The sequence below is a fragment of the Dactylosporangium sp. NPDC051087 genome, assembly GCF_055586325.1.
On the sequence record NZ_JBVJIJ010000009.1, the window covers coordinates 59,986 to 83,547 of the forward strand.

A 23,562-nucleotide genomic window follows, 5' to 3' on the forward strand; every position below is an offset into this window, starting at 1 on the left:
GTGGTCCGACGAGTTGACGCGGACCTCTTGTTCGGCGGATACCTAGATCGCTATGGTGCATTCAATGGAACGGCGTTACGCATAGTGGAATTGATGGACGGCTCACCCATGGAGGGATGAACGTGAAGACAGGTCTCAAGCAGCGCGGCCGGGCCCATTTCAATCTGCTGGCGGACATGGCCGCCTGGAGCGGCCGGGAGCTGCAGGCCTCGGCCGAGCGGACGCTGGACGAGCGGCTCGAAGGCGAGACCCTTCCCGAGGGCGACCGCGAGCGGCTGCGCCGCGGCTACGAGCTGCTCGACGGCTCCAAGTCCTTCGCCTGGGACCGCTTCTACACCCGGGTCATCGCCGAGCGCCAGTTCGTGGCGGGTCTCGAGGCGTACGAGGACGGGGCGGCGGAGATCCGGGCGGAATACGAGGCGAACGCCGGCAAGGGTGGCGTGCTCGAGCTCGACCCGGACGTCGAGATCCCCGACTACTGGACGACGGAGTTCCACCTCACGCCGGGCGGCTGGGACGGCCACGAGCACATGGGCTTCATCATCCACGACTACGTCTACGACCTGATCTTCGCGACCGGCGGGATCGGCGCCATCAAGCCGGGCAGCCACTTCTCCGACCTGCGCTACGTCACCGCCGTCGAGGGCAACCGCGACCACTACGACAACATCCTCGAGCTCGGCGTCGGGACCGGCCGCTACGCCCTCGCGCTGCAGCACGCCTACCCGAACGCGAAGATCCACGGCGTCGACCTCGGCCCGAGCGAGCTGCTGCACGCCAAGCTCGTCGCCGCCCGCAACGGCTTCGAGTGGAACCTGCGCCAGGCCCGGGTGGAGTCCACCGGCTACGACGCGGACACCTTCGACCTCACCACGGCCTTCATCCTCTTCCACGAGATCCCGGCCCCGGCCGCCAAGGCCGCCGTCAAGGAGGCGTTCCGGGTCACCAAGCCCGGCGGGGAGTTCCTCGTCGCCGACGTCGCGCCCTACAGCGAGCACGAGAGCCTCTTCCGCTCCGTGGTCCTCGACTGGGAGACGGACAACCGCAACGAGCCGTTCTGGCGCGGCGCGCTCCTCACCGACCGGAAGGCCCTGCTCGAATCCGCCGGGTTCGTCGACGTCCAGGAGTACGGCGTGGGCGCCGCCAACTACCCATGGATCACCAAGGGCGTCAAGCCCGCAGCCTGAGAGGAAACCATGGAAGTTCCCAAGTACCTGGAGCACGCCACGATCGACGATCTCGCCCGGATGATCGAGGGCCTCGTCGAGGAGTTGTGGGTGACGAAGGACCGGCTGTTCGTCCTCGAGGAGGTCCTCGCGGGCAAGGGCACGCTGACCGAGTCGACCGTCGACGAGCACCTGCCCTCCGAGGGGCTGCAGGTCGTCCTCCGGCGTGAGCGGATGCGCCTCATCCAGCGGGTCCTCGGCGCTCCCCAGATGGACCACTGACATGGCCATCCTCATCGATCCCGCGCTGCGTTCCTCGCTCGGGCAGGCCCTCGGCCTCGCCGGGCGCACCGTCGTCGTCACCGGCGCCAACTCCGGCATCGGGCAGGCCGTCGCCCTCGGTCTCGCCGAGCTCGGCGCCAACGTCCTCGGTCTCGCCAGGCGCGAGGAGGGACTGGCCGCGACCGCCGAGCAGGCCGCGCATGCCGGCACCTCGTTCGCCTACGCCGTCGCCGACGTCACCGACGAGGCCTCCCTCGACGCGGCCATGGACCGCGCCGTCGAGACCTTCGGCGGTCTGCACGGTGTCGTCGCGAACGCCGGTATCGCCGTCGTCCAGCCCGCGCTGGAGGTCAGCGCGGACGACTTCCGCTCCGTCGTCGACACGAACCTCAACGGCGTGTTCCTCACGGCCCGCAGCGCGGCCAGGAGGATGACCGACGGCGGTTCGATCGTCCTGACCAGCTCGAGCTTCGCCCGCCGCGGCTTCCCGGACTGGTCCAGCTACAACGCGAGCAAGGCCGCCGTGTCGATGCTCGCCGAGACCCTCACCGTCGAGTGGGCGCCGCGCGGCATCCGCGTCAACGCGATCGGCCCGACCGCGACGCTGACGCCCGTCAACGCGGCCCTCTTCGCCGACCCGGACTTCACCGCGGCGGTCGTCGCGGGCATCCCGGCCGGCCGCATCCTCGATGCCCGTGAGCTCATCCTGCCCACCGCGTTCCTGCTCAGCCCCGTCAACGGGATGATCCTCGGCCAGACCCTCATGGTCGACGGCGGCCAGACCCTCTGAAACGCCTTCCGAGCACAACCCCCTGGAGGCTTCGCCTTGACTGAAAACAGCCCTCGCGTCGTGCACGACGTGCCCGACGCGTCCTTCCCTGACTGGTACCCGAGCAGCCCGGTCGTCACCGCGGGCCCCTTCGCGTTCACCGCTTCGATGAGCGCCACCGATTTCGACAACGGGGGTCTCGTCGAGGCCGCGCAGGTCGAGCCGGGCCTGCCGCTGCACAGCGGCCACCCGGTGAAGAAGCAGATCCGTGAGGTGTACCGCCGCCTCGACTCCGCGCTCAAGGTCGCCGGGTCGAGCCTCGAGCAGGGCGTGTGCATCAACCAGTGGCAGCCGACCTTCCACACCGGCGGGCACCTGGAGCCGGAGTGGACGCCGCGCTACCAGACCCACTGGGAGGACTGGCGCTTCGTCGCGCACTCGTACATCCAGGGCCGCGACGAGTTCCTGCTGTCCGACCGCCCGGCGAGCTGCCTGCTGCCCGTCGAGCGCCTCGTCGCCACCGACACGCACGTCGAGGTCCAGCTCATCTCGTTGCTCGACGGGTCCGGTATCGAGAAGCGCGCCTACGCCCACGACGTCCACAACCCGCTCGGTGGCTACTCGGTCGGCGTCGAGTCCGGCCCCTACCTGTTCAGCGCGGGCTTCATCCCGACCGACTTCCAGACCGGCATGCACCCGAACGCCCGCGTGCCGCAGCACATCTGGTACGGCAACCAGGTCGCCGCGGAGACCGACGAGACGTTGCGGCAGATCCGCATCACGATGGAGGCGGCCGGCGGGGAATGGCGCGACGTCGTCAAGGTCGTCGTCTACCTCACGCCCGAGGGCGTCCGGCAGCTGCCCGCCATCGACGAGGTCTGGGCCAAGCACTGGCCGACCGACCCGCCCGCGCGCACCATCGTCCCCGTCTCCGGCATCGGCGGGGTCAAGGGCGGCAACGTCGAGATCTACGTCGTCGTCGCGCGTCCCGGGCACGGCGGCGACCGCCACATCATCCGCACCGACAACGCGCTCGCCCCGATCGGGCACCAGGCCCAGGCCGTCCGCAGCGGCTCCCTGCTGTTCCTGTCCACCCAGCTCGGCCGCACCGCTTCCGGGGTGCCCGACGGCGCCTTCGCCCGCAGCCTGCCGCACACCCGGCGGCACGTCGTCGACCAGGTGCGGCGCATCCACGAGGACGTGGCGGCGATCTGCGAGGCGGCCGGGACCTCGATCGAGAACGCGGTCCGCGCCGACCTGTTCGTGTCCGACCTCGACGACCTGTCCGCGGTCTTCCAGGCCTGGCCCGAGCCCTTCACGAACGGGCTGCCCGCGGCCGGGTTCTACGAGGTCCCACGGGACTTCCAGGAGGTTCCGGGCTGCGCGCTCAGCGTCGACCTCATCGTCCACATCCCCGAGAAGTGAGGTCCGCAGGCCTGTGACCGAGACCGCCGCCCGAATCAAGCAGGTCCGCGACGGCATGCGGATCCTGTGGGACGTCACCATCACGATGGACGACGGCCTGCCGCTCGCCGCCGACGTGTTCCTGCCGGAGGAGCCCGGACGACACCCGGTGCTCGTCAGCTACGGTCCCTACGCCAAGGGGCTGCCCTTCCAGGTGGGCTACCCCACGGCGTGGGAGTCGTTGTCGAGCAACCATCCCGATGTCGCCGCGGGCAGTTCCTGCGTATACCAGAACTGGGAGGTCGTCGACCCGGAGAAGTGGGTGCCGCACGGCTACGCCGTCGTGCGGGTCGACTCCCGGGGCTGCGGCCGCTCGCCCGGCTACATCGACCACTTCTCCCCACGCGAGACGCAGGACTTCGTCGCGTGCGTCGAATGGGCGGCGGACCAGCCCTGGTCGACCGGCAAGGTCGGCACCTCGGGTGTGTCCTACTTCGGGATGAACCAGTGGCAGGTCGCGGCGGAACGGCCACGCGGCCTCGCCGCGGTCTGCATCTGGGAGGGCGCGAGCGACTTCTACCGCGACGCGTCCCACCACGGCGGCATCCTGTCGACGTTCTGGGAGCACTGGTACGACAAGCAGATCAAGGTCGTCCAGTACGGCCTCGGTGACCGCGGCCCGGTCAACCCCATCACCGGCCTCAACGTCTGCGGCGACGAGACGCTCAGCGAGGAGGAGCTGGCCGCGAACCGGTGCGACTTCGGCGCGGTCATCCGCGCCCACCCGCTGCTGGACGACTGGCACCGCGAGCGGTCCGGCGTACTGGAGAACATCGAGGTGCCGTTGCTCACCGCCGGGAACTGGGGCGGCTCGGGCCTGCACCTGCGCGGCAACGTCGAGGGCTTCCTGCGCGCCGGCAGCGCGCAGAAGTGGCTCGAGATGCACGGCCTGGAGCACTGGACGACGTACTACACGGACTACGGGCGGGAGATCCAGCTCGCGTTCTTCGACCACTTCCTCAAGGGCGCCGACAACGGCTGGGACCGGCGCCCGCCCGTGAGCCTGCTCGCCCGCTCACCCGGCGAGGTCTACGAGGAGCGGACCGCGTCCGCGTGGCCGCTCCCCGAGACGGCGTGGCGGCGTCTCGAGCTCGACCCCGACCTGCTCCACTTCGTCGGGCAGAGCGACGCCGCGGCGGGAACCGTCGAGTTCTCCGGTGGCCGGGAGGTCACCTTCCGGCTGCCGGCGACCGACGCGGCCCGTGAGGTCACCGGTCCGGTCTCGGCGAAGCTGTTCGTGTCCACCGACTCGGACGACGCCGACATCTTCCTCACCGTGCGGCTGTTCGACCCCGACGGCAAGGAGGTCACCTTCGCCGGTGCCGTCGACCCCAACGCGCCGATCAGCATGGGGTGGCTGCGCCTGAGCCACCGCGAGCTCGACGAGGCCGCCTCCACCGGGTGGCGGCCGGTCCGCTCGCACTCGCGCACCCTTCCCGTCGAGGCGGGCACGGTGTACGAGGTCGACGTCGAGGTCTGGCCGACGTGCATCGTCGTCCCCGCCGGCTACACGCTCGCGGTGACCATCGGCGGCCGGGACTACGAGAATCCGGCGCTCGACGACTCGGTGACGATGTCCAACTTCAAGAACGCCATGAAGGGCTGCGGGCCGTTCCTGCACGACGACCCGGTCGACCGTCCGGCACAGCGGGACGCCGCACGGGTTCGCGTCCACTGCGGCGGTGACCACCGATCGAGCGTCCTGCTGCCCTTCCAGGAGCGCTGATCAACGTGTCTCCGGAGTCCGCTTGCCCCGCGCCGCTGCCCTCGTGGCTGCGGGACGCCCTCAGGTCCGCCGTCTCGACCGAGCTCATCACGAAGGTCGTGGCCGTCGACATCGACGCGGCGTTCGATCACCTGCGCGACGACGAGGAGTTCGTCGCCGCGCTGACCGCAAGCGTCACGGAGAACGTGCGCACCCTGCACCGGGTCGCGATGGGCGAGGTCGAGCTCGACGAGCTCGACCTCGTCCAGCCCCGGCGGCTCGCCGTCGTCCAGGCCCGGCGGCGGGTCGTGCAGGCATCCCTGCACCTGTCCTACCGCGTCGGGTTCCTCACCATGTGGCGGGACTGGGTGAGCCGGCTCGACGCCGCCGAGCCGGACCCGGCCCGCCGGTGCGAGGGCGCCCGCCTGCTCACCGAACTCGTCATGGCCTACCAGAACGCCGCGCTGGCCCAGGTGGCCCGCGAGCACATGGTCACCGAGGAGAGCCTGCAGCGCTCGCGGGACCACCTCCGCTTCCGCCTCGTCAAGGACCTGCTCAGCGGCGACCACGTGCCGGACAAGTTCGAACTGCTCGGCCTCGGCTACGACATCGACGCCGACCACATCGCCGTCGCGTCGCGGTCCGATGCCGGCGGCACCGCCTGGGTGCGACGCGCCCAGGCGACGTGTGCCGTGACGGACGTCCTGCACCACACCGAGCCGGACGGCACCCAGGTGCACTTCCTCGCCCGGCGGGCGTGGACCGCCGAGGCGCGGGCCGGGCTGCGCCGGCTGCTCGCCGAGCACGGTGTCGCCGCCGAGGTGAGCGCACCCGCGCGCGGCCTCGAGGGACTGCGCCACACCTACGGCCAGACGGGGCGGCTGCGCCGGATCCGGGCGGCGCTCGCCGGGAGACGCCGGCACCACCAGCTGGCCGGTGACGGCGTCATCGAGTACGCCGACGTCCGCCTCGAGGCGATCTTCCTCGACGACCTGCCCATCGCGGCCCAGCTCGTCGAGGAGGAGCTGGCGACCCTGAGCGGCACCGGCAGCGGACTCGACGTGCTGCGCGAGACCCTGTGCGTCTGGCTGCGCGAGCGCAACTACGCCGCGACCGCGAGAGCCCTGCACCTGCACGAGAACACCGTGCGCAACCGCGTCCACCGTATCGAGGAGCTGCTCGGTCACGACCTGCAGTCCCGCCAGGCCGAGCTCATGCTCGCGCTGCGCCTGCACGACCTGCTCGCCGGCCTGGACGAGACGGCTACACCGATCCGCCGTGCGATGTGAGCAGCTCCCGGGCCCGCTCGGTCGCCAGCGTGGTGTACTGCACGATCGCCGCCTTGACCGCCGTCAGGTCACCCTGCCGGTAGCCGCTGACGATCCGCTGGTGGACGTCGACGAACTGGGAGGAGCTCTTCCGGGTCATCCCGAAGCTGTGCGCCATGATCGTCGGCATGGCCAGCGCCTCGTACTGGGCGATGGTGCGCCGGTTGCCCGAGAGCCCGATGAGGAAGCGGTGGAACCGTTCGTTGGCCTCGAGATAGGCCTCGAAGTCGGTGAACTCGTCGTTGAGGATGAACCGGGAGAGGTCGCCGCACAGCCGGTCGAGGGCGGCCAGGTCGTCATCGGACACGGAGCCGACGGTCAGGTCGGCGACCCCCTTCTCGATGATGGCCCGCGCTTCGAACGCCTCCGCGGCGTCGGCGGCCGTGAAGGGGGCGACCCGGTGGCCGTACCGCGTCGAGGTGATGAGCCCTTCGCGGCGCAGCGTCGACAGCCCGGCGAGGACGGCGGCCGGCTCGACGTCGAGGCGCCGCGCGAGCCGCGGGACGTCGATGTCGTCGTGCCCGTCGATCTCCCGCCCGAGGATCATGTCGCGCAGCCGCTGGTACACCTGGTTGAAGCGGTCGAGCGTGAGCCCGCCGAACCCGCCGCGGAAGTACGTCAGGGGCAGCCCCTCACGCGCCTGGGCGTCGCGCGCCCGGCCGATGAAGATGCTGTGGCTGCCCGCCTGCACCGTGTCCGACACCTCGCACTCGATCGAGGCCAGGGCGTCGGTGAGGACGGGATTGCCGAGGACCCCCTCGTGGACGCGCACCCCGGTGAACTTGTCGTCGCTCGGGCGGGCGAACTGCAGCGCGAGCTGCTCCTGGCCCTCGGCGAGGATGTTGAGGCAGAAGGTGCCCGCCTCGGCGACGCTCCGCTCGGTCGGCACCGAACGGTTGACGCAGACCAGGACCATCGGCGGGTCGAGCGACAGCGACGTCAGCGCACTCACCGTCATGCCGGCCCGTGCCTGGACGCCTCGTGACGTGAGGACGGCTACGCCGGTGGCGAAGCGACCGGCGACGTTGCGGAAATGGTCGCGGTCAACGTTTGGCGTCCGAACGACGGTCATGTCCCGAGTCAACCTCCACACCGGAGGCAGAACAATCACGTGTTCCCACATCCTGCCCCGGTCACGCTGTGAGAAGCCGTAATTGTTCCGGGGTTGACCAGCGGATTGACTGAGCCGGTGAGACTCGGATACTTCGCGATGCCACTGCACCGCCCCGGACGCCGATGGGCGGAGACGCTCCGCGAGGACCGCGAGGCGGTCATCCTCGCCGATCGGCTCGGATTCCACGACGCCTTCATCGGTGAGCACCTGACGGACGAGCTGGAGAACATCACCAACTCGATGCTGTTCCTCGCGACCCTCGTCAGCGACGCTCCCCGGATCAAGCTCGCGACCGGCACGACGAACCTGTCGCACCAGCACCCGGCGCTCGTCGCGGCGAACGCGGCGATGTTCGACCACCTGACCGGCGGCCGGCTCATCTTCGGCATCAGCCCCGGCGCGCTGCCGTCGGACGCCGAGGTGCTCGGCATCCTCGACGAGGACCGGGGCGCGATGTTCGCCGACGCCATCGAGGTCATCCTCAAGATCTGGGAGGGTGAGCCGCCCTACGACATCGTGTCCGGGAGCGGCCGCTACAGCGTCTCGACGCGGCGCTCGATGGACCTCGCGCTCGGCGTGGGCGTCCTGCCCAAGCCGCTGCAGAGCCCGCGCCCCGAGGTCGTCGGCACCGTCGTCGCGCCGTTCTCCAAGGGCGTCGTGGAGATGGGCCGCAAAGACTTCCACCCCCTGTCGGCCAACTTCCTGCTCCCGCAATGGGTGGCCTCGCACTGGGGCAAGTACGTCGAGGGCAAGCAGGCCGCGGGGGTCGAGGCGGACCCGGCCGACTGGCGGATCGCGCGGACGGTCTTCGTCGCCGACACCGAGCAGGAGGCCCGCGCCTACGGGCGCGACGACCGCAACAGCCCCTACCGCTTCTACTACGAGCAGATGCTGCGCAAGATGACGAAGCTCGGGCGGCTGGGTCTGTTCAAGCGCGACCGCAACGAGCCGGACGAGGCGATCACCCTTGACCGGGTCCTCGACGACCTCGTCATCTGCGGTACACCCGAGCAGGTGGCCGAGCAGCTCGTCGCCTTCGAGCAGCAGACCGGACCCTTCGGGGAGCTCGTCTACGCCGGCCTCGACTGGGTCGACGAGGGGCTCGCCCGCCGGTCGATGGAGCTCATGGCGACGAAGGTCATGCCGCTGGTCGAGAGGCACGGCAGCGGTGCGTGACCGGATGCCGCAGCTGCCGGCGGCGGCGCTGACGCCGGCGCAGCAGGAGGCCGTCGCGGCGATCACCGCCGGCCCCCGGGGTGACCTCTTCGGGCCGTTCGTCCCCCTGCTGCGCAGCCCCGGCGCCATGGTCCGGCTGCAGGAGGTCGGCGCCCACCTCCGCTTCGGGTCCACCCTGCCCAAGGCGGTGCTGGAGACGGCCGTCCTTCAGGTGGCCCGCGCCCGGAACCAGGCCTTCGAGTGGGGCTACCACTGTCAGCTCGCCCTCGACGCGGGCGTCCCCAGGCAGGTCGTGGAGGACATCGCGGCCGGCCGGGAGCCGGGTCCGCTGGCGGAGCCGCTGGCGACGGGCTACGCGGTCGTCGCGGACGTCCTCGCCGACAACGACATCACCGACGAACTCTACGACCGGGCGCTCGACGTGCTCGGCGAGGAGGGCCTCATCGACGTCATCGTCTGTGCGGGCTACTACACGACCCTCGCCATGGTGATGAACGCGACCCGGACCGACGCCGGCGCGCTCAGCCCGCCCGTCGAGATGAGCGCGCCGTGAGCGGGGTGGTGGTCCGCGGGCGCGCCCTGCGGGAGAGCCACGGCCCGACCGTCGTGCTGCTGCACCCGCTCGGCGCGAGCGCCGGCTTCTGGGAGCGGGCCGCCGAGTCGCTCGACGGTCTCGGCGTGTACTGCGTCGACCTCCCGGGGCACGGCGGCTGCCCCGTCCCCGGCGCCCCCTACGGCACGGCGGACGTCGCGGTCGCGCTCGCGAAACACCTGCGCGGCCTCGGTCACCAGGGTGTGCACGTCGTGGGGCTGTCCCTCGGCGGCCTCGTCGCCCTCGAGCTCGCGGCGCACGATCCCGGGCTCGTCTCCAGCCTCGTCGTGGCGGCCACCGTGCCGTTCTACCCGGAGGACTGGCGCGAGCGGTGGCGGGTCCGGGCCGCCGACGCCGCACGCCTGGGCGTGATGCCGTTCGTCGAGCCCACGTTGCAGCTGTGGCTCACCCCCGCGGCCCTCGAAGCCGACGGGGCCGAGGTCGCCTACGTGAAGCGCACCCTCGCGGACATCGACCCGCGCGGCTACGCCCTCGCGTGCCTGGCGCTCGCGGAGGCCGACGTCTCCTCGCGGCTCGGCACGATCACGGCGCCGACCCTGCTCGTCGACGGCGAGCTCGACGCACCGATGTTCCACGACGGCGCCGCCCGTCTCGCCTGGTCGATCCCGGGCTCCCACCGCGCCGTCATCGCCGGGGCCCGGCACGCCAGTGCGCTCGAGTTCGCCGAGCCCTTCGCGCGGCTCGTGCGCAACTGGGTGCGACCGGGGAATGACAGCCCGGACGAGGGGAGCCGGGGATGAACGCGACCGGACGGCCACGCGCCGGCTTCGTCGGGCTCGGGGTCATGGGCTCGGCCATGGCGGGCAACGTCCTCGCCGGCGGGGCCTTCGAGGTCCACGGCCACGACATCGACACCGACCGGCGCCGGGCGTTCGCCGACGCCGGCGGCACGGTGCACGACGACCTCGCTTCGCTCGTCGCCGCCTGCGACCTCGTGCTCACCTCCCTGCCGAGCGCGGCGGCCTTCGAGTCCGTCCTCAGTGGACTCGTCGAGGCCGCGCGCCCGGGGACGGTCGTCGTCGAGACGAGCACGCTGGATCTGCGTACCAAGCTCGACGGGGCGACCCGCCTCGCCCGGGTGGGCGTCGAGATGCTCGACTGCCCGTTGAGCGGGACCGGTGCCCAGGCCCGGGCCGGCGACCTCGTCGCCTACGTGAGCGGCGCACCGGAACCGGTCGGACGGGCCAGGAGCCTCGTCGAGGCCTTCACACGCGCCCATTTCGAGCTCGGCAAGGTCGGCAACGGCACCCTGATGAAGCTGGTGGCGAACCACCTTGTCGCGGTGCACAACGTCGCCGCCGCCGAGGCGCTCGGGTTCGCCCAGGACCTCGGTCTCGACCTGTGGCAGGTGCTCGCCGCCGTCGGGGACGGGGCGGGAGCCTCGCGGATGCTCGGTGTCCGCGGCCCCGCCATGGTGCAGGGGCGCTATGAGCCGGCGAGCATCCGCATGGACGTCTTCGCCAAGGACCTCGAGATCATCGGGTCGGCCGCGGCCGAGGCGGGCACCGTGACGCCGCTGTTCGACGCCGCCCGGGCCATCTACCGCGACGGCCTGTCCGACGGTCTCGTGGCCAGCGACACGGCCGTCGTCTTCGAAGTGCTTCGTGGGCACCCTCGCCCACGCGACCCGGCGCCCAGCGGGCGACGGGCATCCGAATCGGTCGACAACGGAAGGGAACACGCATGATCACCGGAATCCGCGGTGTGAACATCAAGGTTCGTGACCAGGATCGGGCGGCGAGCTTCTGGACCGACCAGGTCGGCCTGGAGGTCGTCAGCGACGTCGTCATGCCCGACTTCGCCCCGCGTCGCTGGTTGGAGACGGCCCCCACGTCGCGCAACTCGTTGATGATCCTGCACTGGCCGGTCTTCGACGAGGTGGAGTTCTACTCGGGCATCACCTTCACCTGCGACGACATCCACACGACCTACGAGGAGCTCAAGGCCAAGGGCGTCGAGTTCGTCTCCGAGCCGTTCCTGGCCGGCTTCGGCTGGTGGGCGACCTTCAAGGACCCGGACGGCAACGTGTTCGTCCTGCGGCAGGAAAAGGGCTGAGCGCAGCCATCGTCGCGCCCGCCGGCACACCGGCGGGCGCGCATCAGCAGCAACGAAAACTCACGACGGGGCCGGAAGGCGGTTGACGATGGTGGAACGTTCGGTCATTCTCCCTCGCTGGGTGTACCTCGGCGGCGGTGAGGTACGCACGGGCGCGGCGGTGGTCGTCGAGGGCGACCGGATCGCCGGGGTCGTGCCGGCCGCCCAGGCCGAGGGCATCGACGCCCGGCGGATCGAGCTGGCCGACAAGGTCCTGCTGCCGGGGTTGGTCAACATGCACACCCACGCGGGTGCCGGCCCCGTCGGCCGAGCCGTGTCAGAGGACTACGAGCTGCCGACGGGCATGCCGTTCTACGTGCCGCTGTCGCGGCTGTGGCGGCACGCCTACCGTGAAGAGCTGCGGGAGCAGTTCCGCGCGGTCATCGAGTGGGACGTCCTGGGCATGATGCGGACCGGGACGACGACGATCCTCAACCACGCGTCGACCGACATCGAGGGCTACCTGCACATCGCCGAGCGCGTCGGGGTGCGGACCTTCGCCGGCCCGACGATCCCGCTCGACGTCACCGCCCGCCTGGGCCAGCTCTCCGGTGGGCGGGAGGACCGCAAGCAGACCACCTCGGAGGAGACCCAGCTGGCCGAGCTCGAGGAGCTCGAGCGGATGTTCGGGGAGTGGGACGGTGCCGCGGGCGGGCGGATCACGATGGTCCTCGGGCCGGCCGCGGTGCACACCGACGAGTTCAGCGTGCTGGCCGGGGTCGGGGTGGCGGCGAAGCGGCTCGACTGCCTCGTCACGACCCACCTGTGCCAGGCGCCGAGCGAGCTCGCCGCGACGCAGCAGCGGTTCGGCACGACCCCGCTGCGGGTCCTGCAGCGGGCCGAGCTGGCCAACGAGCGGCTCATCGCCGCGCACGGCACGTACCTGCCGGACGAGGACCGCCGGCTCGCGGCCGACACCGGCATCACCATCGTCCACTGCGCCTCGCGCAAGGCGAAGGAGGCCGTCATCTCACCGTCGGTGTCCTTCATGGACTCGGGCATCTCCGTCGCGCTCGGCACCGACGGGTTCAACTGCGACATGGTCGAGGAGCTGAAGTTCGCCGCGATGCTCGGCAAGATCGGCGTCGCCCAGTCGCACCGGCCGACCGCCGCCGAGGTCGTGGACCTCGCGACGAGCCGGGCCGCCGCGATCCTGCGCCGGCCCGACCTCGGCGCCATCAAGGAGGGCGCGCGAGCCGACCTCATCGGCGTCGCCATCACCGACCCGTCGATCGCCCCGGCGCTCGACGTCGTCCAGTCGCTCGTCTACTACGGCAACGGCCGCGACGTCCAGTTCGAGATGGTCGACGGCCGGGTCCTCATCGAGGACGGCACCTTCGTCGGCATCGACCTCAACGGCGTCCGCGCCCGTGCGGAGGCCGCCCTCACGTCGATCTGGGAGTCGGCGATCGACGCGGGCGTCATCGCCGAGGTCCTACCGAGCATCAACCGCACGCGGCCGCTCGCCTAGTCCGTCGGCCCGGCCTTTCCGATCACCCTCAGCGCATCCAGGAGGCGATCCATGACCGATCTGCTTCTCAAGGTCAGGCAGAACATCAACCTGCTGTCCGGCAACCCCGCCATCGTCGGCGACGTGACGACCGCGTCGCGCCGCACCCTGACGTGGGGAGAACTCGGGACCCGTCTCGACGGTCTCGTCGGCGGCTTCCGGGAGCGGGGCCGAAAGCCCGGCGACCGCATCGGCATCGCCCACTACCAGGGCACGTTCGGCCTCGAGCTCTACCTCGCCGCGCAGGCGGCGGGCCTGCAGCCGGTGCTGCTCGGCATCACGCTGAACAACCACCTCGACGCCGCCGCGCGCGCCCTCGATCTCAAGGAGCTGTTCACCGGTCCGGAGCTGCTGGAGGCGGCCCGGCGGGCGATGGGTTCGGCGCCCGTCTGGTTCACCGAGCCCGGCACCGACACCTACGACGAGGTCGCGCGGCCGGACGGCGACACCGAGTGGGTCGGCCTCCGGGCGCCCGACACGGTGTCCGGGATCCAGTACTCGACGGGTACGACGGGCGTGCCCAAGGGGATGGTCCGCTCCGTCGGGGCGGACTACTGGGACGCGGTCAACCGCTCACTGTGCATGCGGCTGCGCCACTCGGAGCGGTGGCTCGCCGCCAGCCCGACGAACATCAACGTCTCCGTCGGTGCCCTGCGGGGCATGACGCTCATGGGTGGCACGACGATCGCCCTCGACGACGTCTCCATCGCCTCGATCGAGCGCAACAGCGAGGACGGCGTCACCGTCCTGCCGCTGCAGGCGCCCGCCTGGCGGGCGATGCTCGACTCCGGCACGGCCGAGCGCCTGCTCGACAAGGGCCTGCGGGTCCTCGTCGCGACGGGGCAGCGGACGCCGCGCGCGACGCTGCGCCGCCTCGGCGAGCTCGCGGCGGGACGGGGTGAGGTCGTCAACAGCTACGGCCTCACCGAGACCAGCACGCTCGCGATCCTCACGTCCTCGATGCCGGAGTACGGCGACTCGTCCTCGGTCGGGCGTCCCGCACCGCTGAGCACCGTCGACATCGCGCCCCGGCAGGACGCCCGCGGCGACACGCGCGGCGCCGGGGAGGTCCGGGCGAGCGGCCCGGGCATCTCGCCCGGCTACGTCCTGGCGTCCGAGCTCCACCAGACGGCCACGTCCAACGTCGGCGCGGCGGGCGACGGGTGGTTCTACACCGGTGACGTCGGTCGCTGGGACGAGCGGGGCAACCTGCAGATCCTCGGTCGCTGGAAGGACGCCTTCGTCCTCAACGGCACGTACGTCTACCCGTACGAGATCGAGGGGATCCTCGGTGAGATCCCGGGGGTGCTCGACTCCGTCGTGATCGGCCTGCGTACGGACGGACAGCCCGCCGGCGGCGAGCTTCCCGCGGATTTCATGGCCGTCGTCGTCCACTTCAAGGGCGACGCCGCCGAGCAGCGGGAGGCCATCGGGGCCGCGGTCGCGCAGTTCCCGGCCGAGCTGACGCGGCTGCTGCTCATCGACGAGATGCCCCGCAACTCGAGCGCGAAGATCAACCGGGGCGAGGTCGCGGCCCTGGTCGTCGCGGGCGTCCCGTCGGTCCTGGAGCTGTGATGGAGCAGGCCGGAGCGGTGCCGCTGCGCATCTGCATGATCTCGCCGATCCACCTGCCCGAGCAGGTCACCGCGGCCCGGGCGGAGCGGTTGCGCAAGCTCGGCGGGTCGGACCTCGACGTGGATCTCGTCGGCCTGCCTCCCGAGGCGCCACGCGCGCTCGACCGGCCGGAGGACATCGAGGCCGCGACGGCGCACATCACCGCCGTGGCGGCGAGTCTGGACCCGGCGCGCTATGACGTCGTCGTGCCGGACTGCGTCCTCGACCCCGGCGTGGAGACCGGCGCCGACAGCGGGATCCCCGTCCTCGGCCTGCTCCGCCTCATCGCGGCGGGTCTGCACGGGCTCGGCAGGCCGTTCTCGGCGGTGACCCGCAGCGCGGCGATCGCCGGCGAGCTCGAGGCGCGACTGCGGGGCTACGGCCTCGCCGAGCAGTTCAGAGGGACCGACGTTCTCAACCTCGAAGTTGAAAAGGTGGTCCACCACGGGGAATGGACGACCGCCTTGGGCCGGGTCGTGGACGAGCGCGCCCGGGCCGGCGTCACCATCGTGCTCAACGGGTGCAGCGCTGTCGCGACCGGCCCTTCGCCGTGGTCCGGCAGCTGGGTGGTTGATCCCACAACATACGCGTTCGACCTTATTCGAGCCCGCCTGCACAACGGTGTGCAGCCGGTCGGCTGAGGCCCGGACGGCCGCCTCGGGAGGTGCCGACAGCACCTCCCGAGGGGATGGCCGACGCACTTCAACCACGGTCTTGACGGCCGTTGACATCGCTTCAGCGGCTTCATACTCTCACCTAGAGGAAAACAGTTCCGATAGGTGAAACTTGGCGGTCGACTCCCCGTCCGATGGACCTGGGACGGCGCTACCGCGACCGGCTTTCGCAGTCCTTACAACACCTTCCTTCCCGGCTGCTAAACCGGGCCTCTCCTCATCGGAGGACATCATGAACGACTTCCCCTCGGCGGCCCGGCTCAGCCGAAGGAGCGCGCTGCTCTTAGGGCTGGGCGGCGCGGCGGCCTTCGGCCTCGCCGCGTGCGGCGGCGTCGACGACACCACCTCGGCCGCCGGTGACAGCACCGACGCGCTCTCGCCCAACGGCGCGCCGGGCGACACGCCGCCGGCCGGCGTGAAACTGGCCGCCTCACAGGTCGCCACCATCGCCGTGTCGAACCTGGCCTCCTCCATCGACCCCATGGTCGTCGTCAGTGGCGGCGCCCGGCGCTTCGACATCTACGAAGCGCTCGTCGACACCCACCCCAGCACCGGCGAGCCGCGGCCGTTCCTCGCCACGGAGTGGAAGCAGGTCGACGACAAGACCTGGCAGTTCACGCTGCGGCAGGGCGTCAAGTTCCACGACGGCACGCCGATGACGGCCGAGGACGTCGTCTTCAGCTTCCAGCGGGCCGCGACCCAGGGCTACGGCATCGCCACGCACTTCTCGACGATGGCGAGCGCGCGCATCGTCGACGACAAGACCGTCGAGCTGGTCACCAAGACCCCGGACGTGCTCATCCTCAAGCGCCTCGCCCAGGTCGCCATCCTGCCGAAGAAGTACTACGAAGGCCTCGGCACGGACCAGAAGACGCGTGACGCCGCCTTCGCCAAGGCTCCGATCGGCACCGGCCCCTACAAGTTCGAGTCGTACGCCTCGGACAAGGCCGTCGTGAAGAAGGCCGGCGACACGACGTGGCGTAAGCCGACCCTCGAGAAGATCACCTTCCTGCAGGTCACCGACGCCGGCACGCAGCTGAACTCGCTGCTCGCCGGGGACGTGCACTACATCAACATCCAGCCGCTCAACAACCTGCCGACCCTCAAGAACGCGGGCGCGACGCTCGTCCAGCTGACCAAGGGCAACGACCTCGGCGCCTTCATGGACTCGGTCGACAACAAGGGCAAGCCCAAGACCGGGCCGATGGGTGACAAGCGGGTCCGCCAGGCGATCCAGCACGCGCTCAACAAGGAAGAGCTCGTCAAGGCCGTGCTGCAGGACCGCACCGTCGCCGACGACGGTCAGCTCATCGGCAAGGGCCTGCCGGGCTACACGGACACCGTGAAGGACTACCCGTACGACGTCGCGAAGGCCAAGGCCATGCTCGACGAGGCCGGCTACCCCGTGAAGGCCGACGGCACGCGCTTCACCATCACGATGGCCTCCGCCTTCGCGGGCACCGGCTCGGTGCGCCGGCTCATCGGCGAGTGGATGCAGTCGTCGATCAGCAAGCTCGGCATCAAGGTCGAGTTCACCGCGCTGACCGACACCGCGCTGCAGCTCGAGTACTTCTACAACACCAAGCAGCGCCCCGACATCTACCACTTCGGTCTGTTCACCCGCCCCTACATGGACGCCGCGCGGGCCTACAGCCGGTTCGTCTCCGACAGCGGCTCGTACCACATGAACAACCCCGAGTTCGACCAGCTCTACAAGCAGCAGCTCGGCGAGCAGGACCCGACCAAGCGCCAGGCGATCCTCGCCAAGGCGACCGAGGTCTTCCACGAGGAGTCCTGCTTCCTGTTCGCCTGCGGCGACGTGTGGGTGGACGCCGCGGCGAAGAACCTCAAGGGCCTGGTCCAGTGCGACGTGCAGACCGAGCAGTACTACGACCGGCTCTACATCACGGCATGACGACGATGCCGTCCGGCGGGTCGCCGGCGTTGTTCGCTCCGGTTCCCGAGTCCACCCAGGACCCGGAGACGATGGAGGCCTACGCGAAGTCCCGCGAGCTGTTCGGACATGTCTCCGAGCTGTTCTCCGTCCTCGCGAACGCGCCGACGGCCCTGTCGGGCTGGGTCGACATGCTCCGCCGGTTGCGCCGTGAGCTGGCGGTCGAACCGCGGCTCACGGAGCCGGCGATCATCACCGTCGCGCGGCTGCACGGCAACGGCCGGGTGGCCGCGTCGCACGAGCGGCTGGCCGCCGCTGCCGGGGTGGCCGAGCGGGCGCTCCGCGCGGCGGCCTCCGGCGAGACGGACGGGCTCGACGCCGACCAGCGTCTCGCCTGCGACCTCGCCGCGGCGGTCGTCGTCGGCGGGGCGCCGGAGCCGCTCGTGCGGGAGTGCCAGTCGCGCCTCGGGGTCAGGCGGACCGCCGAGCTCATCATCCTCACCTCCTTCTACTGCATGGTCTGTCGCGTCAACGCCTCGATGCAGGTCTACGTCGACCTGCCGCCGGCGCGACCGGCCGGGCACTGACGAGCGCCGTGTCCGCGGTACTCGCGTACGACCGGTACCCCGGAGGGGGGCCGCTCGCGGTGCTGCTGCACGGCTGGGCCTGCGCCGGGGAGGACCTGCGGCCGCTCGCCCTCGAGCTCGCGGGCCGGTTCGACGTCGTCGTCCCCGGGCTGCCGGGCCATCCGCGCACGGGGGCGGCGTTCGGCCCGGCCTACGGGGTCGAGGCGATGGCGCGGTGCGTGCTCGACCTCGTGCGCGCACTGGAACGCGGGCCGGCCCTCCTCGTCGGCCACAGCCTCGGTGGCGCGGTCGCGCTCGCCGCGGCCCGGCTCGAACCGGCGCTCGTCACCCGTGTCGTGACCGTGGAGACGTCGTGGGCCTGGGTCCCGGCGCATGTGGGGCCCATCGATCTCGCTGATGCGGAACGCCGGTCCGAAAACGTGAACAAGAAGCGGGAGCGACTGGGTCTGTCCGCGGTGACCGGACAGCTCGACCCCGCGGCCCTGGCCGAGGCGCTGTCCTCGGTGCTGGAGTGGTCCAGGGTCCCCTCCCGGGACTCGCCGCTGCACCGGCTCGGGATCTTCGGCGATCCCGGCTGGGAGGCAGTGAGCTGCGTCGAAGGTCAAGGTATCCGGGAGGGCGGCGGCGCCCGGCGGGTCCATCTGGCGGGCTGCGGGCACTGGCCGCACGTCGAGCGGCCGGCCGCGGTCGCCCAGCTGATCGCCGCAACCGAGAGTGCCGAAAAGCATTGACCACCCAGTAGGGCTGGATTACGTTGTGCGGAACGCTGTTCCGACTGATGGGAGGTGCCGTGAACAACCTGAGCGTTGTGCTCGTCCACGGCGCCGGCCGGGGTGCCTGGTGCTGGCAGCGGCTGACCCCGCTGCTCGACGCGGCGGGGGTGGAATGGGAAGCGCCGACGCTGACCGGGCTCGCGGACCGCGCGCACCTGCTCGGTCCCGAGGTCGGCCTGCGGACGCACGTCGACGACGTCTGCGCGGTCCTGGCCCGGCGGGCTCCGGCCCCGGTGTGCCTCGTCGGCCACAGCTACGGCGCGGTCGTCGTCGCGGGCGTCGTCGGGGCCATGCCCGAGCAGGTCGCGCGGGTTGTGCTCCTCGACGGTCCCGTCGTCGAGGACGGCGAGAGCGGGGCGGACGTGCACCCGCACGGCGCCGCGCTCCGGGCCCGGGCGCGGCGGCAGGGGGACACCGACATCATCCCGATCGCCGGTGGGCCCGATGACCGCCTTCCCCCGGCGGACAACGCCTGGATCGCCGGCAACGTCACCCCCCAGCCCTTGCGGTGCGTGACCGACCCGGTCAGCCTGCCCGGTGGCTGGCCGCTCGACCTGCCCAAGGACTACGTCCTGTGCGGCCGGTCAGGTGAGGTCGCCGACCGCCCCTACCTCTCCCGTGTCCGGTCCGGCGGCGGGTGGTCCGAGCACGTCGTCGACAGCCCTCACGACCTGATGATCGCGCGGCCCGACTGGCTCGCGAAGCTGCTCGTCCGCCTGTCCGCGGAACCCACCGACGACCCTCGACGCCCGTGCCCGTAGCGACGGAAAGGCTGATCGCATGACTCTGAACGTCGCGCCCATGGGCACCGCCCCCGCGACGACCCGTGGCGACGACCGGGGGCCGCAGGCCCCGCTCTGGTCCCGTCTCATCTCGCATGGCGTCGTCCGCTTCGCGGTGCGCAGTGTCGTGCGGCTCGTCCTGGTCATCGTCGGCGTCCTCACGCTGCTGTTCGTCCTGCTCCGGATGGCCGGCGACCCGGCCAAGGCCCTGGCAGGGCAGGACGCGACACCCGCCGACCTCCTGCGGATCCGCGCCGACCTCGGGCTCGACCGGCCGATCATGACGCAGTACTGGGAGTTCGTCACCCGGGCGTTCCTGTTCGACTTCGGCGACTCCTACCGGCTCAACTCCGACGCGATGGCGGAGGTGCTGCACCGGCTGCCGGCCACCCTCGGGCTCATCCTGGCCGCGCTCGCGCTCGCGCCGCTCATCGGCATACCGCTCGGCATGATCGCCGCACTCGCCCGCAGCAAGGTCTACGACAAGGCGATGGACGTCATCGTCGTGGGCGGCCAGGCCATCCCGGTCTTCGCCGTCGCAGTCCTGCTCGTCTACCTGTTCGGCGTCCAGCTGCACTGGGTGCCCACCTTGGCGACGGCCGGCTTCGCCTCGGACCCACGGGCGATCATCCTGCCGATCCTCGTCCTGGCCATCCATCCCATCTCGCGGATCCTCGAGGTGACCCGGGCGGGCCTGGCCGACAGCATGCAGGAGGACTTCGTCCGCACCGCGCTGTCCAAGGGCGTGCCGCCGGCCCGGCTGGTGACCCGTCATGCGATCCGCCCGGTGCTCAACAGCCTCATCACCGTCCTCGGCGTCGACTTCGCCGGGATGCTCTCCGGAGGCGTCGTCGTCGAGTTCATCTTCGTCTGGCCCGGTCTCGGGCACGTGCTCATCTCCGGCGTCTCCAACCGCGACTACCCCATCGTCGGCGCGGCGACCTTCGTCGCGGCCGTCCTCGTCGTGCTCGTCAACCTCATCATCGACATCGCCTATCGCCAGCTCGACCCGCGGATCCGAAAGGGGCGCTGACCATGGCTCAGCCACTGCCACCGGCCGGCGTGCCGGGCCCGGCCGACCGGATCGACACGGTCGCGGCCGAGATCCCGACGGCCGCGACGACGCCCGCCGGTCCGGCCGTTCCCGAGCGCCGCGACCCGTCGCGGACACTGGTGCGCTCGTTCCTGCGCTCCAAGGCCGGCGTGCTCAGCCTCGTCGTGCTGCTCGGCATCGTCGTCGTCACCCTGCTTGCCGACCGGGTCGCGCCCTACGACCCCGGCGAGCTGAACCCCGCGAAGTCACTGCTCAAGCCGGTGTGGGCCGGCGGCAGCGGCGACCATCTGCTCGGCACCGACGAGCTCGGCCGGGACCTGCTCTCGCGGCTCATCTTCGGCGCCCGGACCGCGCTCGCCCTCGCCTTCGGCGCCGCCACGATCAGTGCCGTCGTCGGCACCGTGCTCGGGCTCGTCGGCGGCATGAACCGCCGATGGGTCGGGCCGGTCGTCGACTGGCTCTGCGACGTGCAGCTCGCGTTCCCCAACATCGTCCTCGCCCTCGTCGTCATCACGTCGCAGGGCAACAGCATCAGCTCGTTGCTGGTCGTCCTGTCGATCTTCGGATGGGTGCACTTCGCCCGCGTCGTGCGCAGCGCGGTGCTCACCCTCCGGCAGGCCGACTTCGTGCTCGCGGCGCGCGGCAGCGGAGGGTCGACCCTCACCATCACCTTCCAGCACATCCTGCCCAACGTCATGTCGTCCGTGCTCGTCCTGTGGACGTTCGCGGTCGCGACGGTGCTGCTGCTCGTGAGCGGCCTCAGCTTCCTCGGCCTGGGCGTGCAGCCCCCGGCCTCCGACTGGGGCCAGCTGTTCGCCTCCGGGCGGGCCTTCCTCATCCAGAACCCGTGGTACGCGTTCATGCCCGCCGTCGCCATCACCGTCACGGTGCTCTGCGCGACCGTGCTGGGCCGGACGCTCCGCACGACGCTGAACCCGAGGACCCGATGACTGCCACCCCGAACGCGCCCCTGCTCGCGGTGCGCGACGTCACCGTGACGATCGCCAAGGGCAAGCGCCAGACCGACGCCGTCACGGGCATCGACTTCGACGTCGCCGCCGGAGAGATCGTGGCCATCGTCGGCGAGACAGGGTCGGGCAAGTCCCTGTCGGCCCTGTCGGTGCTCCAGCTGATCCGTAACCCCGTGCGGCTCACCCGCGGCAGCGTGCGGCTCGCGGGGGAGGACCTCACCGCCCTCAAGCCCGCCGACCTGCGCCGGGTGCGTGGCGGCGAGATCGGGATGATCTTCCAGGACCCGATGACCGCGCTCAACCCGTTCCACACCGTCGGTCAGCAGATCGGCGAGGCCATGACGGTGCACCGCAAGCTGTCCAGGGAAGCCGTGCGGGAGCGGACCCTGCGCCTGCTCGGCGACGTCGGCATCGTCAACCCCAGGCAGCGGATCGACCAGTACCCCCACGAGCTGTCCGGCGGCACCCAGCAGCGGGTCATGATCGCGATGGCGCTGGCCAACGAGCCCAAGCTGCTCATCGCGGACGAGCCGACGACCGGGCTCGACGTGACCGTCCAGGCCCAGATCCTGCGCCTCGTCCGCGAGGCCGCCGTGTCATGGGGCATGGGCGTGCTGCTGATCACCCACGATCTGGGTGTCGTGGCCGGGTACAGCGACCGCGTCGTCGTCATGTACGCCGGCAACGTCGTGGAGAGCGGACCCACGCAGGAGGTCCTCGCCGATCCGGCGCACCCCTACACCCGGGCACTGCTCGACGCGCGGCCGGAGAACGGCCGCCCCGGCATGAAACTCAACGCGATCTCGGGCGGGCCGCCGGAGCTGTTCAAGTTCCCCGTCGGCTGCCGGTTCCAGCCGCGTTGCGCGGTCGCGACGGCCGAGTGCGGCGAGGCCAACCCGGCGCTGCTGCCGCCGCCGAAGGCGACCGGGGACCGCCTCGCGCGCTGCATCCACCCCTACGCCTCGCCGGCGCCGGGCGAACCCGTCCGGTCGGCCGGCGTGTCGATCTCACTGCCCCCGGCCCCGGCCGAGCCCGGCGTCCCGGCCATCCGCGTCGAGGGGCTGCGCCGCGTGTTCGCCGGCGGCGGGCACATCACCAAGGCGGTCGACGGCGTCGACCTGCAGCTCGCGTTCGGCGAGACCCTCGGCATCGTCGGCGAGTCCGGCTGCGGCAAGTCGACGACGGCACGGATCCTCGCCGGGCTCGACCAGCCGTCCGACGGCCTCATCCGCTACGCCGACGGCAGGGAGCTCACGCACCGGCGGGGCCGCGTCGACCACACCTTCGTCCAGTACGTCTTCCAGGACACGTTCGGTTCGCTCAACCCCCGGCGCACCGTCTGGCAGATCATCGAGGAGCCGCTCAAGCGGCTCACCGATCTTTCGAAAGCTCAGCGTGCCAAGCGGATCCGCGAGTACATGGCCGAGTGCGGCCTGATGCCGAGCATCGAGTCCCGCTACCCGCACGAACTGTCCGGCGGGCAGCGGCAGCGGGTCGGCATCTGCCGGGCGCTCGTCGTCCAGCCCAAGGTCGTCGTCATGGACGAGCCGATGTCCGGTCTCGACCTGTCGGTCCAGGCGCAGATCATCAACCTGCTGCAGGACCTGAAGAAGGATCTCGGGCTGACGGCCGTGCTCGTCTCCCACGACATCAGCGTCATCCGGCACCTCTGCGACCGCGTCGCCGTGATGTACCTCGGCCGCGTCGTCGAAGCCGGGCCGGCGAGCAGCCTGCTCACCGACCCCCTGCACCCCTACACGGCGGCCCTGCTCAGCGCCGTCCCGCAACTGGACACCGAAGAGCGTCGCCCCGAGATCCCGCTGCGCGGGGACGCCGGCGACGTCGACCCGGCGTCCGCCTGCGGCTTCGCGCCGCGTTGCCCGATCGCGCGGCCCGACTGCCGCACCGACGAGCTGCGCCTGACGCCCCGGCGGGACGGCCTGCTCGTCGCGTGCCACTACCCAGGACAGTTCGACCAAGCCTGATTCCCGT

Annotated in this window: 22 protein-coding genes; 21 read left to right on the top strand and 1 reads right to left on the bottom strand. The window is 71.1% G+C overall.

What is annotated here, in order from left to right; genetic code table 11:
* Positions 1 to 122: 122 nt before the first annotated feature.
* From ACZ6TV_RS18445 to ACZ6TV_RS18470, 6 genes are read left to right on the top strand one after another with little or no spacing between them, the layout of a single operon-like run.
* Positions 123 to 1,187, top strand: coding sequence for a class I SAM-dependent methyltransferase (locus tag ACZ6TV_RS18445; protein WP_465298395.1), 1,065 nt, complete (start codon positions 123 to 125; stop codon positions 1,185 to 1,187).
* 9 nt (positions 1,188 to 1,196) lie between these two features.
* On the top strand, positions 1,197 to 1,448 hold the full coding sequence (locus ACZ6TV_RS18450; RefSeq protein WP_465298396.1) for a hypothetical protein: 252 nt from the start codon (positions 1,197 to 1,199) through the stop codon (positions 1,446 to 1,448).
* Between the two features lies 1 nt (position 1,449).
* Positions 1,450 to 2,238 carry an SDR family NAD(P)-dependent oxidoreductase gene (locus ACZ6TV_RS18455; RefSeq protein ID WP_465298397.1) on the top strand — a complete coding sequence of 263 codons (789 nt, stop codon included), beginning with the start codon at positions 1,450 to 1,452 and terminating at the stop codon, positions 2,236 to 2,238.
* Between the two features lie 36 nt (positions 2,239 to 2,274).
* On the top strand, positions 2,275 to 3,642 hold the full coding sequence (locus ACZ6TV_RS18460) for a Rid family hydrolase (RefSeq protein WP_465298398.1): 1,368 nt from the start codon (positions 2,275 to 2,277) through the stop codon (positions 3,640 to 3,642).
* 13 nt (positions 3,643 to 3,655) lie between these two features.
* A complete protein-coding gene (locus ACZ6TV_RS18465; protein ID WP_465298399.1) occupies positions 3,656 to 5,407 on the top strand; it encodes a CocE/NonD family hydrolase in 1,752 nt (583 codons plus the stop codon).
* Between the two features lie 5 nt (positions 5,408 to 5,412).
* The gene (locus tag ACZ6TV_RS18470; RefSeq protein WP_465298400.1) at positions 5,413 to 6,675 is read left to right on the top strand and encodes a PucR family transcriptional regulator; all 1,263 of its coding nucleotides are present in this window, start codon (positions 5,413 to 5,415) and stop codon (positions 6,673 to 6,675) included.
* Here ACZ6TV_RS18470 and ACZ6TV_RS18475 read toward each other — a convergent pair.
* Positions 6,650 to 7,786, bottom strand: coding sequence for a flavin reductase (locus ACZ6TV_RS18475; protein WP_465298401.1), 1,137 nt, complete (start codon positions 7,784 to 7,786; stop codon positions 6,650 to 6,652). The genes ACZ6TV_RS18470 and ACZ6TV_RS18475 overlap by 26 nt on opposite strands.
* Before the next feature lie 117 nt (positions 7,787 to 7,903).
* On the opposite strand from ACZ6TV_RS18475, the gene ACZ6TV_RS18480 reads away from it, so the two are divergent.
* The 15 genes from ACZ6TV_RS18480 to ACZ6TV_RS18550 all read left to right on the top strand — a co-directional run bounded on the left by ACZ6TV_RS18480 (position 7,904) and on the right by ACZ6TV_RS18550 (position 23,555).
* Positions 7,904 to 9,004 carry an LLM class flavin-dependent oxidoreductase gene (locus ACZ6TV_RS18480; RefSeq protein ID WP_465298402.1) on the top strand — a complete coding sequence of 367 codons (1,101 nt, stop codon included), beginning with the start codon at positions 7,904 to 7,906 and terminating at the stop codon, positions 9,002 to 9,004.
* Between the two features lie 4 nt (positions 9,005 to 9,008).
* The gene (locus ACZ6TV_RS18485) at positions 9,009 to 9,557 is read left to right on the top strand and encodes a carboxymuconolactone decarboxylase family protein (RefSeq protein WP_465298403.1); all 549 of its coding nucleotides are present in this window, start codon (positions 9,009 to 9,011) and stop codon (positions 9,555 to 9,557) included.
* Positions 9,554 to 10,357, top strand: coding sequence for an alpha/beta fold hydrolase (locus tag ACZ6TV_RS18490; protein WP_465298404.1), 804 nt, complete (start codon positions 9,554 to 9,556; stop codon positions 10,355 to 10,357). Before ACZ6TV_RS18485 ends, ACZ6TV_RS18490 begins: the two co-directional genes overlap by 4 nt.
* Positions 10,354 to 11,304: an NAD(P)-dependent oxidoreductase gene (locus ACZ6TV_RS18495; RefSeq protein WP_465298405.1), complete on the top strand. Its 951-nt coding sequence runs from the start codon at positions 10,354 to 10,356 to the stop codon at positions 11,302 to 11,304. The genes ACZ6TV_RS18490 and ACZ6TV_RS18495 overlap by 4 nt, the downstream gene beginning before the upstream one ends.
* Positions 11,301 to 11,672 (top strand): VOC family protein, encoded by a 372-nt coding sequence (locus ACZ6TV_RS18500; protein ID WP_465298406.1) that lies wholly within the window; start codon positions 11,301 to 11,303, stop codon positions 11,670 to 11,672. The genes ACZ6TV_RS18495 and ACZ6TV_RS18500 overlap by 4 nt, the downstream gene beginning before the upstream one ends.
* A gap of 88 nt (positions 11,673 to 11,760) precedes the next feature.
* A complete protein-coding gene (locus tag ACZ6TV_RS18505) occupies positions 11,761 to 13,182 on the top strand; it encodes an amidohydrolase family protein (RefSeq protein WP_465298407.1) in 1,422 nt (473 codons plus the stop codon).
* Between the two features lie 51 nt (positions 13,183 to 13,233).
* Positions 13,234 to 14,796, top strand: a complete 1,563-nt coding sequence (locus tag ACZ6TV_RS18510; RefSeq protein ID WP_465298408.1) for a class I adenylate-forming enzyme family protein — start codon at positions 13,234 to 13,236, stop codon at positions 14,794 to 14,796.
* Positions 14,796 to 15,476 (top strand): aspartate/glutamate racemase family protein, encoded by a 681-nt coding sequence (locus tag ACZ6TV_RS18515; protein ID WP_465298409.1) that lies wholly within the window; start codon positions 14,796 to 14,798, stop codon positions 15,474 to 15,476. Before ACZ6TV_RS18510 ends, ACZ6TV_RS18515 begins: the two co-directional genes overlap by 1 nt.
* 265 nt (positions 15,477 to 15,741) lie before the next feature.
* Positions 15,742 to 17,424 (top strand): ABC transporter substrate-binding protein, encoded by a 1,683-nt coding sequence (locus ACZ6TV_RS18520; protein ID WP_465298410.1) that lies wholly within the window; start codon positions 15,742 to 15,744, stop codon positions 17,422 to 17,424.
* On the top strand, positions 17,421 to 17,990 hold the full coding sequence (locus ACZ6TV_RS18525; RefSeq protein WP_465298411.1) for a carboxymuconolactone decarboxylase family protein: 570 nt from the start codon (positions 17,421 to 17,423) through the stop codon (positions 17,988 to 17,990). The genes ACZ6TV_RS18520 and ACZ6TV_RS18525 overlap by 4 nt, the downstream gene beginning before the upstream one ends.
* Positions 17,991 to 17,998: 8 nt before the next feature.
* The gene (locus tag ACZ6TV_RS18530; RefSeq protein ID WP_465298412.1) at positions 17,999 to 18,721 is read left to right on the top strand and encodes an alpha/beta fold hydrolase; all 723 of its coding nucleotides are present in this window, start codon (positions 17,999 to 18,001) and stop codon (positions 18,719 to 18,721) included.
* Positions 18,722 to 18,780: 59 nt separating this feature from the next.
* Positions 18,781 to 19,524 (top strand): alpha/beta fold hydrolase, encoded by a 744-nt coding sequence (locus ACZ6TV_RS18535; RefSeq protein ID WP_465298413.1) that lies wholly within the window; start codon positions 18,781 to 18,783, stop codon positions 19,522 to 19,524.
* Positions 19,525 to 19,543: 19 nt separating this feature from the next.
* A complete protein-coding gene (locus tag ACZ6TV_RS18540) occupies positions 19,544 to 20,578 on the top strand; it encodes an ABC transporter permease (RefSeq protein WP_465298414.1) in 1,035 nt (344 codons plus the stop codon).
* A 2-nt stretch (positions 20,579 to 20,580) separates the two neighbouring features.
* Positions 20,581 to 21,549: an ABC transporter permease gene (locus ACZ6TV_RS18545; protein WP_465298415.1), complete on the top strand. Its 969-nt coding sequence runs from the start codon at positions 20,581 to 20,583 to the stop codon at positions 21,547 to 21,549.
* Positions 21,546 to 23,555, top strand: a complete 2,010-nt coding sequence (locus ACZ6TV_RS18550; RefSeq protein WP_465298416.1) for an ABC transporter ATP-binding protein — start codon at positions 21,546 to 21,548, stop codon at positions 23,553 to 23,555. The genes ACZ6TV_RS18545 and ACZ6TV_RS18550 overlap by 4 nt, the downstream gene beginning before the upstream one ends.
* The last annotated feature ends 7 nt before the right edge of the window (positions 23,556 to 23,562 follow it).